At 43.3% G+C, this 17,844-nt stretch carries 19 protein-coding genes; 11 read left to right on the top strand and 8 right to left on the bottom strand.

Annotation, left to right across the window (positions count from 1 at the left end):
- The first annotated feature begins 185 nt into the window (after positions 1–185).
- The 6 genes from QUB56_RS08440 (at position 186) to QUB56_RS08415 (ending at position 4,766) form a co-directional block, all read left to right on the top strand.
- Complete coding sequence (locus QUB56_RS08440; RefSeq protein WP_332954694.1) at positions 186–476, top strand: hypothetical protein; 291 nt, start codon at positions 186–188, stop codon at positions 474–476.
- A gap of 534 nt (positions 477–1,010) precedes the next feature.
- Positions 1,011–1,448, top strand: a complete 438-nt coding sequence (locus tag QUB56_RS08435) for a DUF3574 domain-containing protein (RefSeq protein ID WP_332954693.1) — start codon at positions 1,011–1,013, stop codon at positions 1,446–1,448.
- Positions 1,449–2,020: 572 nt separating this feature from the next.
- The gene (gene hpsN / locus QUB56_RS08430; protein WP_332954692.1) at positions 2,021–2,995 is read left to right on the top strand and encodes a hormogonium polysaccharide biosynthesis glycosyltransferase HpsN; all 975 of its coding nucleotides are present in this window, start codon (positions 2,021–2,023) and stop codon (positions 2,993–2,995) included.
- A gap of 34 nt (positions 2,996–3,029) precedes the next feature.
- Positions 3,030–4,199 (top strand): hormogonium polysaccharide biosynthesis glycosyltransferase HpsO, encoded by a 1,170-nt coding sequence (gene hpsO / locus QUB56_RS08425; protein WP_332954691.1) that lies wholly within the window; start codon positions 3,030–3,032, stop codon positions 4,197–4,199.
- 43 nt (positions 4,200–4,242) lie between these two features.
- Positions 4,243–4,590 carry a hypothetical protein gene (locus QUB56_RS08420; RefSeq protein WP_332954690.1) on the top strand — a complete coding sequence of 116 codons (348 nt, stop codon included), beginning with the start codon at positions 4,243–4,245 and terminating at the stop codon, positions 4,588–4,590.
- The gene (locus QUB56_RS08415; RefSeq protein ID WP_332954689.1) at positions 4,587–4,766 is read left to right on the top strand and encodes a hypothetical protein; all 180 of its coding nucleotides are present in this window, start codon (positions 4,587–4,589) and stop codon (positions 4,764–4,766) included. Before QUB56_RS08420 ends, QUB56_RS08415 begins: the two co-directional genes overlap by 4 nt.
- A gap of 327 nt (positions 4,767–5,093) precedes the next feature.
- On the opposite strand, the gene QUB56_RS08410 is transcribed toward QUB56_RS08415, so the two are convergent.
- Positions 5,094–5,651: an RloB family protein gene (locus QUB56_RS08410; protein WP_332954688.1), complete on the bottom strand. Its 558-nt coding sequence runs from the start codon at positions 5,649–5,651 to the stop codon at positions 5,094–5,096.
- 73 nt (positions 5,652–5,724) lie between these two features.
- Positions 5,725–7,059, bottom strand: coding sequence for an ATP-binding protein (locus tag QUB56_RS08405; RefSeq protein WP_332954687.1), 1,335 nt, complete (start codon positions 7,057–7,059; stop codon positions 5,725–5,727).
- 9 nt (positions 7,060–7,068) lie between these two features.
- On the opposite strand from QUB56_RS08405, the gene hpsP reads away from it, so the two are divergent.
- Positions 7,069–8,289 (top strand): hormogonium polysaccharide biosynthesis glycosyltransferase HpsP, encoded by a 1,221-nt coding sequence (gene hpsP / locus QUB56_RS08400; protein ID WP_332954686.1) that lies wholly within the window; start codon positions 7,069–7,071, stop codon positions 8,287–8,289.
- A gap of 73 nt (positions 8,290–8,362) precedes the next feature.
- On the opposite strand, the gene QUB56_RS08395 is transcribed toward hpsP, so the two are convergent.
- The 5 genes from QUB56_RS08395 to QUB56_RS08375 form a co-directional block, all read right to left on the bottom strand.
- Positions 8,363–10,330 carry a TerD family protein gene (locus QUB56_RS08395; protein WP_332954685.1) on the bottom strand — a complete coding sequence of 656 codons (1,968 nt, stop codon included), beginning with the start codon at positions 10,328–10,330 and terminating at the stop codon, positions 8,363–8,365.
- Positions 10,331–10,988: 658 nt separating this feature from the next.
- Positions 10,989–11,189, bottom strand: coding sequence for a hypothetical protein (locus QUB56_RS08390; RefSeq protein ID WP_332954684.1), 201 nt, complete (start codon positions 11,187–11,189; stop codon positions 10,989–10,991).
- Between the two features lie 33 nt (positions 11,190–11,222).
- Positions 11,223–11,789 carry a TerD family protein gene (locus tag QUB56_RS08385; RefSeq protein WP_332954683.1) on the bottom strand — a complete coding sequence of 189 codons (567 nt, stop codon included), beginning with the start codon at positions 11,787–11,789 and terminating at the stop codon, positions 11,223–11,225.
- Positions 11,790–12,016: 227 nt separating this feature from the next.
- Positions 12,017–12,442: a DUF4359 domain-containing protein gene (locus tag QUB56_RS08380; protein WP_332954682.1), complete on the bottom strand. Its 426-nt coding sequence runs from the start codon at positions 12,440–12,442 to the stop codon at positions 12,017–12,019.
- A gap of 488 nt (positions 12,443–12,930) precedes the next feature.
- Positions 12,931–13,896: a M48 family metallopeptidase gene (locus QUB56_RS08375; RefSeq protein WP_332954681.1), complete on the bottom strand. Its 966-nt coding sequence runs from the start codon at positions 13,894–13,896 to the stop codon at positions 12,931–12,933.
- Positions 13,897–14,215: 319 nt separating this feature from the next.
- Here QUB56_RS08375 and QUB56_RS08370 point away from each other — a divergent pair, with 319 nt between their 5' ends.
- Positions 14,216–14,767: an acireductone dioxygenase gene (locus QUB56_RS08370; protein WP_332954680.1), complete on the top strand. Its 552-nt coding sequence runs from the start codon at positions 14,216–14,218 to the stop codon at positions 14,765–14,767.
- Positions 14,768–14,979: 212 nt separating this feature from the next.
- Here QUB56_RS08370 and tnpA read toward each other — a convergent pair whose 3' ends face one another.
- Entirely contained in the window at positions 14,980–15,378 is a 399-nt protein-coding gene (gene tnpA, locus QUB56_RS08365; RefSeq protein ID WP_332954679.1) for an IS200/IS605 family transposase, read from the bottom strand.
- 51 nt (positions 15,379–15,429) lie between these two features.
- On the opposite strand from tnpA, the gene QUB56_RS08360 reads away from it, so the two are divergent.
- From QUB56_RS08360 to QUB56_RS08350, 3 genes are read left to right on the top strand one after another with little or no spacing between them, the layout of a single operon-like run.
- Positions 15,430–16,419: a transposase gene (locus tag QUB56_RS08360; RefSeq protein ID WP_332954678.1), complete on the top strand. Its 990-nt coding sequence runs from the start codon at positions 15,430–15,432 to the stop codon at positions 16,417–16,419.
- Positions 16,420–16,426: 7 nt separating this feature from the next.
- Positions 16,427–16,573: a hypothetical protein gene (locus tag QUB56_RS08355; protein ID WP_445243320.1), complete on the top strand. Its 147-nt coding sequence runs from the start codon at positions 16,427–16,429 to the stop codon at positions 16,571–16,573.
- A 58-nt stretch (positions 16,574–16,631) separates the two neighbouring features.
- Positions 16,632–17,783, top strand: coding sequence for a transposase (locus QUB56_RS08350; RefSeq protein ID WP_332954677.1), 1,152 nt, complete (start codon positions 16,632–16,634; stop codon positions 17,781–17,783).
- Positions 17,784–17,844 lie beyond the last annotated feature (61 nt).

The following is a 17,844-nucleotide window of genomic DNA, read 5'->3' as shown; positions in this document are numbered from 1 at the left end:
CAAAAAGGACGGGCGGGACGCCCATCCCACAATAATAATTAAAATTGTAAGTTATTTAATTGGCGATCCTAAGTCTCTTGCTTAATGTCCTGCAATCGCCCCAGCAAGTTACGTTAGAACATTTAGCCCGAATGTTTTCCTACCCGATTACTATTGAAAGTCGGCGTCGGAAATTACAAAAGTTTTTGAAGTTATCTCAATTAAGGCTCGACCTTCTTTGGTATCCTCCGATCGCTTATTGGTTAACTACCTATTGCCAAGTGGGGCAAACGTTCGCAATTGTTATCGATCGCCCTCAATGGACTTCTATCAACCTACTTATGGTAAGCCTCCTGTGGGAGAACAGAGCCATTCCTTTATATTGGACACTGCTACCCAAGTTGGGTAGTAGTAATGTGACAGAACAAATTAGTGCGATCGACCAAGTTTTAGCGCTCTTGGAGGATTATCAAGTAGTGCTTCTAGGAGACGCTTGAATTTTGCTCAGGAGAGCTGGCTAACTGGCTCAGGAAAGAGACCTTGCATTTTTGTTTGAGGCTTAAAAGCTCTCATTGTATCGAAACAAAGCCTCAAAACTGGCAATCCTTGAAAGATGTAGGATTGCTTCCCAGACTTTCTCTCTATGTTCAAGCAGTCAAAGTCCGGAAAACAAGGGTATGTAGGGGGATTTATCGAATGCTTGGGTAGAGCGATGCAAGAGTTTAGTCAAAAATTTTGACCGCACACTTGAAGCTGCCAATGCCAAGCTCAAGCTTTGTTTTATCAGATTGATGCTCAAACGACTTGCTGCTCCAGTTACCCCCTAAAAAGATCTCAAATAGGTTCTATACAAACTTTCTTCCGAACACAGAGGGACTAAGAAATAATAAGACTCGGCGGTGGAAACCGGTCCTACACAAACTTTCGTCCGCCTAAGCGCTGGCGCGCTGGCGAGAGCCCACGCGGACTAAGAAATAAGCGGTAAGGCACTTATGACCCACCCTACATATAGAAGTTCCGCGTAATTCCTCATGAATAAACATCTTAACAGTCTTGGTTTGACCTGTCTGCTGTTCATCTTACCTGTTTGTCCGGCGACAATTGCCCGCGCTCAACTTCCCGAAACTTCGGATACTAATGCCAAGCAAACAAATCTCCTCAAAGATGAACTGTATTTTGGCTTAAGTAAACCCGGAGGCGAGACAATTTCGGAATCAGAATGGCAGGAGTTTGTCAAGACCGTTATTACGCCTCGCTTTCGGGAAGGGCTAACGGTATTAGACGGCTCCGGGCAGTTTCTCAACAGCTCGGGAATTCTGATCCGAGAAAACTCTAAAATAGTTATTTTGATTTATGAAAGTAGCTCGGAAAAAAATCAAGCTATTAATGAAATAATCGAAACTTACAAGCGCACTTTCCAGCAAGAGTCCGTGCTGCGCGTCACCAGCGAAGTTAAGGTTTCTTTCTGAGGCGGTCAATCGATTTTTGATTTTAGATTTTAGATTTTAGATTAAAGAATTGAAGCATTGACCCCACGGATGAGTTCGGGGGGCAAGTTTCATCGGATACAGGTTTTTTATTTCTGGACGGATGAATCCAGGGGCTTGTATCCTGGATGCTTTCGGTCAATCGATTTTAGATTTTAGATTTGAGATTAAAGAATTGAAGCCTTGACCCCACGGCTAAATTCGGCGGGCAAGTTTCATCGGATACAGGTTTTTTATTTCACCGGTCCTGAGTCTGCTTTCGGAATGAATCCAGGGGCTTGTATCCTGGATGCTTTCGGTCATCGACTCAGTGTATGTATGATATTATTTGTGGTAATCAAGGTCATAGCTTAGAATTCAATATTTCAGGATCGGAATTGATTCAAGGAATTAGCCACAAATACTGCCCAATTGTTCGTCGCAAGGATGGCTATGGTTACGCCTTTTGAAGATTCACTCGCTTATTGAAATCCCCAAGTCGTTTCCCGGGCGGACACTCTTCGTGACCCTCGGAACCCACTTAGCGAAATTTTTTATGAAAGTGGCAACTGCAAATGATGATTTCTGTTGTGATACCCACATACAATCGCGAGCAACCTCTGCGAGAGACATTGGCTGATGCGATTCGGCAAAATTATCCGAATTTTGAAGTGCTGGTAATCGATCAAACTCGCACCCACGACTCGGAAACTCAAGTTTATTTAGAGGAATTGGCAAATGCTGGCAAAATTCGGTGGTTTCGCGTAGATTGGGCGAGTTTGCCGGGAGCTCGAAATTATGCAGTGCGGCGCGCCGTTGGAGAGATTATTTTATTTATTGATGATGATGTACAATTGCCAGATGGTTTTTTGGCGGCTCACGCTGGCAACTATTTAGAAAAACCCGATGTGGGATGTGTGGCGGGCAGGGTTTTTGACAGAATGAAACTGGATGATTCTGGAGGCGATTTGGCGATCGAATATTTGCCAACAGAAGCGATGGATGCAGGCATTGCCTGGTATTTTATCGATTTGGTGCATACAGTAAAACCGCAGCAGGTGCTCTCGGCTAGAGGCTGTAATATGTCTTTTCGCCGGCAGGTTTTTGCCGAATGCGGGCTGAGGTTTGACGAGCGGTTTGCAGGCAGTGCGGTGCGGGAGGAGTCGGATTTTTGTTTGAGATTGCGATCGACTGGCATGAAAATTTGGTACGATCCCCAGGCTTGTTTAGTTCACTTAGGGGAAGAGAGCGGGGGATGTCACGATGTCAGCACGCGATCGTTCGAATATCAAATCACATTTTATCACAACCATTTCCTCATGGGATTAAAAAATTTAACAGCCTTTCAATGCCTGCGATTTTTCGCCAAACTCTTTGACTGCCACGTTTTGGGAAATCCGCCTTGCCATAAAAGCCGATCGCCCATTAAAATAATTGTTCGATTTAGTTTTTATATCCTCGGTTTTATCAGCGTCCTCAATACATTAATTCATTCCCTGTGGAACGACGGACAAATTTACACCGATCAAGATAATATTAATCCTCAATAATTCTTACCAATTGCCAATTAGCAATGACTAAAAAATGAGAATTCTCGTTGCCAGCCACACCTATATAGTTGACATCAATCGGGAAAAATTCAAGATGTTAGCACACCTAGCTCCCGATATTGAAGTAACAGTTGTAGTGCCGCAGCGTTGGAAACCCGGAGGCATACAAAATAAAATTATAGAAACGCAATTCTATCAAGAAGGATCATTTAAAGTAGTCCCAGTCTCCCATTTTAGTCAAAACAATCAAGGATTGCTAATTTTCGGCACAGATTTAATTGGACTGTTGCAAAAATTTAGGCCACAGATTATCCAAGTTGAACAAGGTTCAAAATCCCTCGCTTGCGCTCAGTTAATCTTACTAAATAAACTGCTCAAACTGCAAGCAAAAAATATATTATTTACCTGGTGGAATCTGCCTTATCAATTGAATTGGCCTGTTTCAGTCTTAGAAAATTACAATCTTCAGCACACCGACGGAATTATTGCAGGCAACCTAGATGGAGCTAAAATTTTGCGGCAGCGGGGCTATCAAGGTGCGATAAAAGTAATGCCACAACTCGGAGTAGATGAAACTTTGTTTCGCCGCAGTGGTAAAGACGCTGATTTATCGCGCAGGTTCGGCATTGAACCGACCGATTTTGTGGTAGGATTTGTAGGACGGTTTGTAGAAGAAAAAGGACTGTTAACTTTAGCTTCTGCTTTGGCAGGGTTGAAAACAAGCTCTTGGAAGTGGCTGTTAGTAGGACAAGGAAAATTGCGGACGCACCTCGCCGAAAAATGTATTGAATGGGGAATCAGCGACCGAATAATCTGGGTAGAAAGCGTTTCTCACGAAGAAATTCCCCCCTACCTTAACTTAATGAACTGTTTGGTATTGCCATCGCAAACCAGCTATAAGTTCAAAACTTTGACCGCTGTGGGCTGGAAAGAACAATTCGGTCACGTTTTAATCGAAGCGATGGCCTGTCAAATTCCGGTTATTGGTTCCGACTGCGGGGAAATTCCCCACGTCATCGGCGATGCGGGGTTAGTATTCCCCGAGGGAAATGCTGGGGTTTTGCGAGAGTGTTTGCAGCGATTGATGGAGCGGCAGGATTTGGCTGCCGATTTGGGCGATCGGGGTTATCATAGAGCGATGAGCAATTATACAAATAAAGCTTTAGCGGAGCAGTTGTTGGAATTTTATAAAGAGTTGTTGTAACTTTTAGCAGTATAATGCAAGTGTTAAATAAAAACTGTCGTAAATGGCTATTCCTTCCGACATACGCTCTTTGGTTACCGAACTCTACCAGGTACTAGACGATACAGAGCGCCAAGCAACGCAGGGACTTTTTGCACTTAGAAGAGCAATGTCTCATTTCCCCCAGAATGAAATACTGATGCAATACTTTTCTTCCATCACCAATTTTCAATTCAACGTAGCAGGTACTCGCTTACAAGCAGAGCACATCGTGGGCAATGTATTGATGGATGGTGTGCCCGATGAAGATGTTCAAAAAGCAGGAGATTATTTAGCAGCCTTGCTACAGATTGCTCCAGAATCTAAAATTATGATAGACAAAATAGTTGAGAGATTAGAAGTATTGTCATGAAACAATTACCTGATGAAAGCCAACTCCTGGAAATCCTTGAAATTGTGAAAGCTGCGGAAGCCAAAGCCACTGAGATGTATGAATTTTCCAAGAAAATATCTCACAATACCCAAATTACAGCAACAAAGAGAGAGGAAGCTGAACAGCTAGACGGGCAGCCTTTTCCAGATAATTAAATTTGTAAGGGAGATGTTGGTATTTTGATTTAAAGAACGAGATCCCATGCGCATTCTCCAAATTATCCCCTCAATTTCCCTAGTCTACGGCGGGCCGAGTCAATCGATTTTAGATTTTAGATTTTAGATTTTAGATTGACCCCACGGATAAATGCTCTTTCTTGAGGATTTTCGATTTTAGATTTTCGATTGATTCCACGGATAAATGCGGGGGCTTGTACCACCTTTGAAATTCGCTTGTCAAATGGTACTCGGACTTTCTGGGGCCCTCGCGGCCAAAAACATTGATGTGACGATTCTCACCACAGATTCTAACGGAGATATCGGTCAACTTCCCTTAGGAATAAAACTGTTAAGTTCTTCGACTAGCAGATGCACTGTTGTTGAAGGATTGTCACTTTCAGGATTGGAGGGCTCGTATTCCTGTAAAAGCCGTTTTGCGTGTTTAATTGCATCCTGCTGTTTGTCTTTTAGTTCCTCATAAATCCTCTCGCTGTTTTTCTTATACTCGTGTCCCAATAACTTGGTTAGCATATTTTGATAATCCTGGCGAGAAATTCCCGTATTATAAAAATGGAAGTGCAGCAAATACCACAATTCAAAAGCATCATTTGAATAAGCTACGTCAATGCCGTTATTTCTTGCAAGAGTTATGGCTGAATTAAAATTTTGCGAGTCGTTAGGATTTTTAGGGTTTTTATCGCGATCGAACACGCACCAAAATCGGTCTGTTTCGTCGGATTCTGAGCCGTTTTTTAACTCAATAGCTTTTTCTACTAAACTCTTCGTATTTTTTCCTTCTCCTTTGATATCCAGCTTAATTACCTTTGTGTCTACCGGGAAACTTCTAAAATAGTTGGGTTCGGTTTTCTCACCTTCGCACACGATTAAAAACTATCTTCTAGTTTTAACCTTTCTATTGTAGTAATCAATATTTGTTCTTGTAGACGAACTTTTTTTATTCATGAAGTTCACCTATTAGTTCTTTGAAATTACCAATGAAAGGGATAGCTCCATACTTACCCATAATGTAATCGCGCTCAAATGAGGCATTTTTTCCTACTTTATACTCTACCAAAGAGTACAAATCAGTAGCGCCCTTGTTGTCCTTTTCGGTAAACCATATTTGATCCTTGCGAAAAGTCTTGCTGCTTAGCAAGTTTGTGTCGTGTGTCGTGAATATAAGCTGTGCGTTGTGCGGATTAGTCTCGTTAGAATTGAATAAGCTGATTAATTCGCGAGTAATCAGCGGATGCAGTCTGGCATCAAGTTCATCAATTAATAAAATCTTTTCTGTCCTTAAAGTATCCAGAAGAAGGCCTGCTAATGCAAACAGTTTGTTTGTTCCCTCGGATTCGTGCGTTTCGATATCAAATAATTCTATAGCAGTCTGTTTCCCATCAGCATCATATTTCCGGTGAACTGTTTTCACGCCTACTTCATATATACCGAACATAGCGGTTTTCTGGGAAATATACTTTTTGATTTGAATATCAGCAATCCCTAAGTCTAACTTCTTGATAAATTCAATAATATCATGTCTGTGGCGATCGTTCTCAAAAGACTCTAAAGTTTCCTCGCGGTATTGTGTATCTTGCAAGCCTGAGATCAATTGCAAAGTTTTACTGAACCACAGCAATATTTTGCCAGAAATTTTACCATTAAATTGTGCGACCACAGAAAGAAATAAAGCATTACTTCTGGTTTTATCGCTAATGCCTTGTCCCTCGGGGAAATCATCTAATGTATAATTATCAAAATCCCGTTCAAAAAGCATTTTTTCTTCAGTGTCATCAGCTTGAAATAGCCACTCAGAAACAACTTCCCGCGCGTTCACCTCAAAACCGTACCTAAAAGTTTTGTCTTCTAGTAGAAAAACGATTTCAAACAAAGACGGCTCTTTTTCTGTCTCCGTACTTAGCCTGAATGCTTCAATATCGATCGCGTCTGAAACTTGCGTTTCTTTGGATGAATTGAGGACAAACCATTTCATAAAGTTAATAGCAGCAACAAGGTTGCTCTTACCACTGGCGTTAGCTCCATAAATAGCAGCACTTTTGACTAAGCTTAACTTATCATTAATTGGGAATACATTATTTTCGTTCAGCTCTTTGTCTTCCTCAGTAATTGACGAGGCTACCATACTGAGGGTGACAGTTTCTTTAAAAGATTTGTAGTTGCCGACGCTGAATCCAATCAGCATAACTTGCCTCCGATCGCCTAAATTAGTATAATGTGCAAATTTTGCAATTCTTTCTATGATAACACAACCAGCTACCTCAGCTAATAGCAAGTGCTAACCATGCGAATTCTCCAAATTATTCCCTCAATTTCCCTCGTCTACGGCGGGCCGAGTCAAATGGTGCTCGGACTTTCTGCAGCCCTCGCTGCCAAAAACATTGATGTGACAATTATCACCACAGATTCTAACGGAGATATCGGTCAACTTCCCTTAGATGTTCCTCTAAATCAACCAATACAACAAAACGGCTATCAGATTATTTATTTCCGCTGTTATCCCTGGCGCAGATATAAATTTTCATTCTCGTTATTGCAGTGGTTGAATGAAAATGCGCGACAATTTGACCTAGCTCACCTTCACGCTCTTTTTTCGCCAGTAACTACCCTCGCGGCTACAATTGCAAGATATCATCATTTGCCGTACATTATCCGTCCCTGCGGTATGCTTGACCCCGCCGACTTGCAGAAAAAAAAGCTCTTGAAACAGATTTATGCCACGCTTTTAGAACGCCCTAATTTAGCAGGGGCAGCCGCAATTCATTTCACAAGTAAAGAAGAGGCTAAAATCTCAGAAAGATTTGGTTTGGGCAGCACAGGCAAGATGCCTGTGCCACGGGATTTGGTGATTCCATTGGGGGTGACAGCAGGTTTGTTTTCTAAGAGATTGGGAGAATCTCAAGTGCCAATCATCTTATTTATGTCGCGAATTGCACCTAAAAAAGGGCTTGATTTGCTAATTCCTGCCTTAGAAAGTATTTTAGAATCGGGGATAGAGTTTCACTTTATTTTAGCGGGTTCAAATCCCCAAGATGCTGATTATGAAAGACAAATTAAAGTACAAATTCATAATTCAAGCTTAGCAAAATACACAACAATAACTGGCTTTGTGAGCGGTAATTTAAAAGTTGAACTGTTAACTAAAGCCGACTTATTTGTATTGCCTTCTTATTACGAAAACTTTGGCATTGCTGTAGCAGAAGCGATGGCCGCCGGTGTACCTGTCGTAATTTCCGATCGCATACATATTGCGGAAGACATACAGCAAGCAGAAGCTGGTTGGGTGGAGCCTTTGGAGGTAGGGGCGATCGCCAATTCAATCAAATCAGCACTTCTCAATCCGCAGGAGCGCCAGCGGCGGGGATTGAATGGCAAAGAGTATGCAAAAAAGCATTATAATTGGGAGGCGATCGCCCAGCAAACTATCGATGCTTACCAGCAGATTTTGTCATCTATAGCCGAAGGAAGGAGGAAGAAGGAAGAAGGAAGAAGGAAGAAGCAATAAAATCAATCGTTTCATCCATTAACAACGTCCTAACCGTCTTGGCGCTTGCTATATTGACTAATGCAACAGCCGTTTACCTTCTACTTCTTCTCCTGCTGCGAGTTCTTGTGCTGCTGCTATCAGAATTTGCAGGCGAGATTTTTTCAACGCTGCTACTGCTTTTAACAGCAGTAGAGTCAGAATTTGAGGTAGCAGTCGTGGATTTTCTTCTAATTATAATCGGAACATTAAGAGAGCGACCGCAGGGTCGGCCCAAGGAGTCTATGTTCCTTCGATAATCGCAGATTGCAGCCTCTGCAATCGGTTCTTGACAATCATTAATAAAGCTTTGTGCTAATTTGTAATTATTTCCGTCTCCCTGCTTTAAGAAAAGTTCTCCCGCTTGTTTAAAATCTGATACTGCTTGCGATTTTGTTCCCAGCATACAGCGAATAGCACCTCGTTCCAAATAAGCCAAACCATAATTAGGATTAACGCGAATAGCTTGTTCGTAATCGCCGATCGCCTTTTGCTTGTTTCCCAATTCATAGTATGCTTGAGCGCGACCGAAATAAGCTTCGGCTAAGTTAGGATTAAATTGCAGCGCTCGATCGTAATTGTAAATTGCCTGCTGCTTGTTTCCCTGTTTTGAAGTAGCAATCCCCAATCCGAGGTAAGCTTGAGGTATGTTCGGATTCAGCACTAAAGCCTGAGTAAAATTGGCGATCGCCCCCGGAACATCTCCCTTTTGAACTTTCAAAGAACCTTGGTTGCTAAAATTTGCAGCTTTTTGAGCGATCGCAACTCTTTGCCTGATAACAGCGCGATTTGCCCGGTAATTAGATAACTTATTTTGAGCTAGAGTATAAACAGGTGTACGTGAATCAATCGCTTCTAAAAGTGCGATCGCCTGTTGCCATTTACTTTGCGACTGCTGCCAAACTTCGATCGGATGAGGCGGTTTTTGCACAACCACAGCAGCTTCCATCGCCAATTTTTGAGCCGTTGCTAGACTTTCTGCCGCCTGTAAGTGTTGCTGTACAGGAACCAAACTCGGGCGCAGTTTAAGCAAATCAGCTCTTGCTTGTTGATACCCAAAGCCGGGGAAGTTAGGAATTTTCTCTAAATTCGCGATCGTTTCTTTAAGTCGTTTATCGAAACTTCTGAGCAGATTTACATCGGTGGCTTGGACTGCATTCTGCGTTTCAACTGCCAGTATTTTCGCTTGCTTCAGCGTTTCATTTCCCGATCGCATTAAGGCGATCGCTCCTGCACCTGTCCCAAACACCAAAACCCCTAAACTTGCCGCTATAGCTAGCAGTATTGTGCGACTTCCCGAATTAACTTGATTGTTAATTGGCGATCGCACCGAGCTCGTCTCGCCGGAAGGTTCCGCTTCTGGGTTCACCTCCAACTCCGAAGCCGGCAACTGCAAATCATCTGCTGCTGTTCCCGCTGCCAACTCGTTAGTAATTGGAGCAATATTATTACTATTTCCGCTGTCATACTTGTCAACAAAACTCTGCAATCCTGCCTGATATCCTTGTCCTACCGCCTGAAATATCCACTCTCCATTCTTTTTATACAAACGACCAAATTCTACAGCAGTCTCTCGCGAAAAATTCTCTTTTAATTCATACCGAACAAGTTCGCTTTTTGTATCCAAATTGCTAATTTTGATAAAAGCATTTTTGATATTGCTAAAATTTGCATTAATTTTTTCTGCTTCGTGAATAGTGACCACAAAAGTCACTTCCTCAATTTCCGGATTAATTTTCTCTAAAATAACGCCGTAAATACACTTATTATCTTGACTTCGCTTGTTTTTTTCAGGGATCGATTGCAGTACCGAACCGTCACAGGATTGGGGGTTATTGTAAAAAACAACATATTTATCGTTAGGTATTTTGCCGTCAGCACCTAGCATAAACGCAGAGACATCTATCTCGTAGCTTTGTGCTGCCTCTGTCACCTTCCAACCGAGGCCTATCGCCATTTTTTTTAAACCAGGCGCTTCTTTAGAGATATTAAATCTTTCACCCTTACTTAATTGCCTTGCCATCTGCTTATTTGTTAAAGATAAAACTTTATTTTGTTCATGTTAATATTAAATGGCACTAGAATTTTTCCTGTTTAATAAAACTTAATTTTTGGCTGCTAATAGCGGGCTTGATTAAAAATATGTGCTGCCTGTATCCGAATTTATGGAGATTTACTTAGAGAGAATTACGTAAGTAAAAACCGAGCTTTCTACAAAACCAGGTTTCTACAATGGAATTTAATTTGACTCTACTTTTGAGAATTTTCAGAACTAGGTGGCAGAGTCAATCGATTTTAGATTTTAGATTTTAGATTTTAGATTGACTTGCGCGAGATAAATGCTCTTTCTTGAGGATTTTCGATTTGAGATTTGGGATTGATTCCACGGATAAATCACGTGGCGGGTACCACCTTTGAAATTTTTGGTCACGAAATTCCCAAAAGCTCCAACGGTTTGATAGATTTTTTTGCCCAGTTCAATTGTATAAATGCTGACAACGCCTCAATTCTGACGCTGCGTTGTATTGTCGAGCAAGCTTTCGATGATGTCGGGCTGCGAAGTCACCAAATTCTTGCAACTGCCGATCGAAGTAGCAGATTGACATCGGTTGATTTCGCTGCATTCTGCGTTTCAACTGCCAGTGTTTTCGCTTGTTTCAGGGTTTCATTTCCCGATCGCATTAAGGCGGTGCTGCACCTGTCTTCAACACCAAAACCCCTAAACTTGCCGTTAAAGCTAGCAGTATTTTGCGGCTGTGGGAATTAACTTGAGTGTTAATTTGCGATCGCACCGAGTTCGTCTCCCCGGAAGGTTCCGATTCTGACTCCACCTCTAACTCCCAAGCCGGCAACTGCAAATTATCTGCGGTTGCCTCTGCCAACTCCTTAGTAATTGGAGCAACATTATTACTATTTTAGCTGCAATACTTGTCAACAAAACTCTGCAATCCTGCCTGATATCCTGCTCCTACTGCCTGAAATCTCCACTCTCCATTCTTTCTATACAAACGACCAAATTCTACGGCAGTCTCTCGCGAAAAATTCTCTTTTAATTCATAGCGAACAAGTTCGCTTTTTGTATCCAAATTGCTAATTTTGATAAAAGCATTTTTGATATTGCTAAAATTTGCATTAATTTTCTCGGCTTCGTGAATAGTGACCACAAAAGTTATTTCCTCAATTTCCGGATTAACTCTTTGTAAGATAATGCCGTAAATAGTCTTATTTTCTTGAGAGCCGTTGTTTTTTTCAGGAATCGATTGCAGTACCGAACTGTCAAAGGATTGCAGATTATTGTAAAAGATAAAATATTGATCGTTAGGTATTTTGCCGTCAGCACCTAGCATAAATGCAGAGACATCTATATCGTAGCTTTGTCCTGCCTCTGTCACCTGCCAACCCAGGGCGATCGCCATTTTTTTTATATCCGGCGCTTCTTTAGAGATATTAAATCTCTCACCCTTACTTAATTGCACTGCCATCTGCTTATTTGTTAAAGATAAAACTTTATAGTGTTTATGTTAATATTAAGTGGCACTATAACTTTTTGTTTTTAATAAAACTTAATTTTTGGCTGGGATTAGCGGGCTTGATTAAAAATATGTGCTGGCTGTATCCGAATTTATTTAGGTTTCATTAGAGAGAATTACGTAAGTAAAAACCGGGCTTTCTACAAAACCCGGTTTCTACAATGGAACTTAATTTGACTCTACTTTTGAGGATTTTCAGAACTAGGTGGCAGAGTCACGAAATTCCCAAAAGCTCCAACGGTTTGATAGCTTTTTTTGCCCAGTTCAGTTGTATAAATGCTGACAACGCCTAAATTCTGACGCTGCGTTGTATTGTCGAGCAAGCTTTCGATAGTGTTGCGCTGCGAAGTCAGCAAATTCTTGCAACTGCCGATCAAAGTATCTGTAATGCCGCTCAAAGCTTTCGGCACGCGAGAATCTTTGCACACAGTGCTTTCCAACTCGGTTTGGAGTTGGCCGGAAGCATAAGTTAGGTATTTGTCTCTCCCAGGATTTGTAAATGCCATGCCGCCGGCCAGAAGAGTCAGGGCGATCGCTACTTTTCCGACATTGCCGAAAAAATTAGAAGTTGGCTTGTGAGTATTCATTGGTTTATCAATAATCATTTTTTTAGCTCCCTTGAGTTATATGCTTCTCTTGATTTAAACTACACCCCCTCAGAAACAGATTTCAGAAGGGAGGGGACAGTTTTTAGATTGGAGGCCAGTTGCGAGTAAGTCTCTGACTGGCCTAGCTTCCTTTTACGTTTCTCCCTCCCTCAAATCCGGTAAAACATTTAGCTGGTTCCTAGGCTCTGCCTGGGAACCGAGATCCAGAGGCAGAGCCTCGCTAATCCTCGCCAAGAAGAGGCAGAGCCTCTGGATTTGCATCCCCAGCCAGAGCCTGGGGACGAGGAAATCCGGTAAAACATTTAGCTGGTTCCTAGGCTCTGGCTGAGAACCGAGATCCAGAGGCAGAGCCTCGCTAATCCTGGCGAAGAAGAGGCAGAGCCTCTGGATCTGCATCCCCAGGCAGAGCCTGGGGACGAGGAGCCTGGGGACGAGGAGCCTGGGGACGAGGCGCCTGGGGACGAGGAGCCTGGGGACGAGGAAACTTAGTTTCGCTTTGATTTTTGCCGCTCGATCTCGCGCTGCAACTCTTCAATCTGACGGCGCAAAGCCTCCGTCTCGCTGTTAGGCGTTTGGGACTTTACATCAACCGCACCCTCAGCTACAGCCCGCTTGTAGTTCCCTAGCTTAATTTGGCGGTATTCCTCGGAACTTGCCCAGTCTCGCAAATACCGCAGGCGTTCCACCGGGAAAGGGTGACTCAGCATCACGCCTTGCCCGCCGTTGTAAAGTAAAAATTTATACACTTGGTTGAGGTTGTCCCGATCGAGTTCTTGATAGTTGTCAGACTGGCGGATAAATTCTTGCAAACTGCATTGGCTAGCATATTTACTGCTAACTCCGGCAAGTTTCATCATCGTCATCATCACACTGTTTAAGTCATCGGTCACCAACAAAGCCGCCCGGTCTGCCGATAATTCAGCTTTGCGGCGCCACTCGTAAAAAGCGTAAATTAAACCGCTGCCGACCATATTTCCCAGCCCGAAAGTCATCTCGCCAATTGTCGAGGCGACGCTCATCGCCCACATCGCCATTTGATTTAAAATAGGATGGCCGCATTTAATGTGTCCCAACTCGTGAGCCAATACTACCCGCAGTTCCGCCTCGTCCAACAAGTCTAAAAGACCAGTGTTTAATACTACATAGGGCTGGTTTTTACCCAGGGCATAGCTGTTAACTGAGGGATTCTGAGAAACAAATAAACCCGGTTCTGGAAAAACATCTAAATCCTGCAAGCACTCCCGAAATATATGATAAATACTGGCATATTGGCGCGGCCCGACTTGAATGCTATTTCCCATTAGGTAAACGAATTGCGGCCGTTCGTAGACAAATTCTACAAATTTGCTGGCAATTAAGTCAAATCCAGGTACGCTGCGCAGCGCTTCCTCAGCTTGGCGATCGAGGGGATGCTGAAATGCTTCGCTAGAAATTCCAGTATAAGTAGGCATGGTAGTTGCAAAAATTACATCTAAAATATCTCAGTGTTGCCGGTCGCTGCGGGTGCTAGCTGGCGCCTGACTTATCAATCTTATCTTGACAACTATTTAACTGTTCGTCAGTCATGGACGCACTCCGACTAAGAAACCGGGTTTTTTACCGAATCTACGGTGTGTAACGAAGTATTGCCTAAAAAAACCCGGTTTCTAGGCTCTCCTGTAAGTCCTGTTAAAATTAACGTTAAAATTGTGATTCTGTCAAAGACGCGATCGACAAACATCTTTGACAGTGCCTGTGTATCGCCTCACCCAAAAATTGGAACCTGCAAAAATGGCTATCCTGCAACTCGAAAACGGTACAACCTACACTCAACAGAGCGACATTGCCCGAGAACTCGCTCCCTTAAACATTCAACTCAACCGCTGGCCCGTGGGTGACAGCGCTGAAATTCAAAATTTGTTAGCTAAAGATGCTCTTGACGACAATCAAAAAGAGCAAGTGCTGCAAGCCCTCGACGGCTACTTTCAACAGTTGTCGGAAAGTGCAGGCTATCAGCATCGCGACTTAATCGTACTGCACCCAGACATTCCCAACCTCGACACCATGCTGTCCAAATTCAACAAGTGCCACATCCACGCCGATGATGAAGTCCGCTATATCGTAGCAGGAGAGGGAATTTTCGGTTTTGTGCGTCCCGACGGCAGTCAAGTCGAACTCACAGTGCAGCCGGAAGAATTTATCAACGTGCCGGCGAATACAGAACACTGGTTTTATTTGACAGCAGCCCGGAAAATTAAAGCGGTGCGCTATTTTACCACCACAGAAGGCTGGACGCCGCAGTACACAGATACTGAAATTCGATCGCGCTTAGCTACTGTTTGAACAAAGTTGACGGTTGACGGTTGACGGTTGAAAGTTTAGTCCTGGAGGCACGGGTGGTCAGAAACCGGGTTTTTTTGCTTAGAAGACGCCATGCAGCCTGCAGATACGGACAAAAAACTAAGGTGGTGAAGGTTTCGATGCGTAAGTCCCGCAGTTGACGGTTGACAGTTGACAGTTGATGACTAAAAAAATGGGATACAAGCCCCGTCCTTTTAGGACGGCTTTTCTTGGTTTCTGATATATTCCTTCAAAACTTCTAAAGGCGCACCTCCTACAGAAACAGCAAAATAACTAGGACTCCATAAAGCTTCTTTGTGGGGTTTTTCATGTCCAGCCTGTCCGTACCGACGACTGGAAACGCCTTTCAATGCGTTAACAATTTGAGATGTTGATAATTTAGGCGGATACTCAATCAGCGCATGAACATGATTGTCTTCGCCATTGAACTCTAGCACTTGAAAGTTCATTTTTTGGGCTACATCTCTAAACGATTTTTCAATCAGATCAAGACTTTCGCTCGTAAACACAGACCGACGATACTTTGTTACGCAGACCAAGTGCATTTTAAGTTCTGTAACAGAATGTCGCTCACGGCGGTAAACAGTTGTCATTGCTTGCAAACCAATATGTAATCAAACCTACAGACCAATATCAGTATAACCATGAAGGCAAGATTCAAGTACAGATTTTATCCAACGACAGACCAAAAGCAGAGCTTGGCTCGGCTGTTTGGCTGTGTGAGGAAGGTCTGGAACGATAGCCTAGCTCTCTGCAAGCAGTCCGAGAAAAAGCCAAGTTCGGCCCAACTGCAAAAAATCGCGATCACCCAAGGGAAAAAAACTGAAGAAAGAGCTTGGCTAAGCGAAGTCTCCAATATTCCGCTACAGCAATCCGTGGCGGACTTGGAAACGGCTTTCAAGAACTTTTTCGACTCCTGCAAAGGAAAGCGAAAAGGTCGTACAGTTGGTTATCCTAAATTCAAAAAAAGAGGAAACAGCCAGTCAGCACGATTTAGGATTGGAGGTTTTTCTCTGAAAAATAGCGGTGTCTATTTAGCCAAAATTGGTATTGTTAAGCCAATCGGGTCAAGGACACTACCATCTGAGCCTAGTTCGGTCACAGTAATCAAAGATTGTGCAAATCGTTATTTCCTGAGTTTTGTTGTAGAAGTTCAACCCATTTCATCTGAGGCGAAAAACCAAAGTATCGGAATCGATTTGGGAATCAAAACTTTTGCAGTAATGAGTAATGGCGAAAAAGCTGAAAGTCCTAATTACAAAAAGTTAGACCGGAAAATTCGGAAACTTCAACGTAAATTAGCCCGCCAGCCGAAAGACTCTAAAAGGAGAAATATAACACGAATCAAGATTGCCAAGTTACACAACCGCATTGCCGACACCCGTAAAGATTTCCTGCACAAGTTATCAACCAAAGTAGTCAAGGAAAACCAAGTGATTATTTTGGAAGATTTAAACGTGTCGGGCATGGTGAAAAACCGGAAACTATCGAGAGCAATTAGTCAGCAAGGGTGGAGAGAATTTAGAACTCTCTGTGAAGCTAAATCTGAGAAGTTTGGCAGAGAGTTTCAAGTAATTAGTAGGTGGGAACCTACTAGCTTTCGTTTGTGCGGATTGTGGTTTAAAATGGGGTAAAATCGATTTGTCTATTCGTTCAGTGCTTTGTCCCAGTTGCGGTACTGAGCAAGACAGAGATCGAAATGCTTCTAGAATGATAGAGAAAGTCGGGATGGGGAATCGCCACGACTCAAAACGGGCGCAGAGGGATTGTCAGACTAGCAACGGTTAGCAAAACCCGATGAAGCGTCAAGAATCACCGCTCATAAGAGGACGGTGAGTATTTCAAGGTGATTGCTACGCACTGGCCACAATTGGGAGTTTTGTCGAACGACAACTTGATACCAGCGGTAGAAAGATTGGTTCATGCAACTGCTAAAAACCCTGCCATCAAATACCCTCAAATCGGTCAGTCCTTCCACAAATTCCCCAGTTACTTAAGGCGGGCGGCGATCGTGTTTGCTACTGGTCAAGTGAGTAGCTACATAACTCGATACCGGGACTGGCAGTCCGGTCACAGTCGCAATCGGCGAGACGCACAACCGCCTACACTCAATGCTGATTCAGGTTGTTATCCCGCCCTTTACAAAGGGCAGTGCTTCAAGCTGCATGGATTTGAGCAAGTAGAGATCAAGGTCTTCACGGGGACTGATTGGGTGTGGATTACCATGCCAATCGTCTCAAAGCGTGAGCGCCACTTGGTCGCGACCAATCAAATGAAGTCCCCATCCTTGATTGTCAATGACCGGAATTGTCATTTGTCAGTGCCTTTTGAGTGTCACCCTGAAAAAGTGAAAGGCTCAGGGCTTGTGGTCGCGGTCGATTTGGGGATTAACACAACTGCCACCGTGTCAGTAGTGAGTCGAGACGGTACTGTAATCCACCCTGAATTCATTCACCCTGGAAGATACATAGACTTTCGCGATCAGCGCCTGAGATCGGTTTCTAAACGCGCTAAAAAGACGATGGGTAAAGGTGGTAGGCTCGGTAAGGGCTTTTGCAAGAACACCTATCGCAAGTGTCGAAATATCAACCAACAGATCCGTCATCTCGTCTCAAAGAGAATCACCATGATTGCTCAGGCTTATAGCGCTGATGCGATTGTGTTTGAGGATCTCAAAGGCTGGAAACCTAAGGGCGGCAAGAAACGGTCAAACCTGAAACAGCGCTTCCATGGGTGGCTCAAAAGCCTGATTGTGGAGCTCACACCAAGAAAGTGGGCTGAATGGGGCGGGAAAACCGTCACCGTTATTGCCGCTTACACGTCCAAGCTAGCCTATGACGGGTCTGGACTGGTTAAGCGCGACAAACAGAATTATGCTTTAGCCACGTTTTCTAGCGGCAAAAAATACAATTGCGACCTAAACGGTTCGTACAATATCGCCGCTAGAGGCTGGCAAAAACTCGATAGCCGAAAGGACTACGAGAAGCGTCGAGCGTAAAACATCTGGACGCTTGCCTAGAAGCTGGGCTTGCTTATGCGATCTGTGGACTGTAGGTAGT

Origin of the sequence: Microcoleus sp. AR_TQ3_B6 (genome assembly GCF_036702785.1) — a bacterium.
Taxonomy (GTDB): Bacteria; Cyanobacteriota; Cyanobacteriia; order Cyanobacteriales; family Microcoleaceae; genus Microcoleus.
Note: the sequence above shows the minus strand (reverse complement) of the source record. Positions and strands in the feature narration are given on the sequence as shown.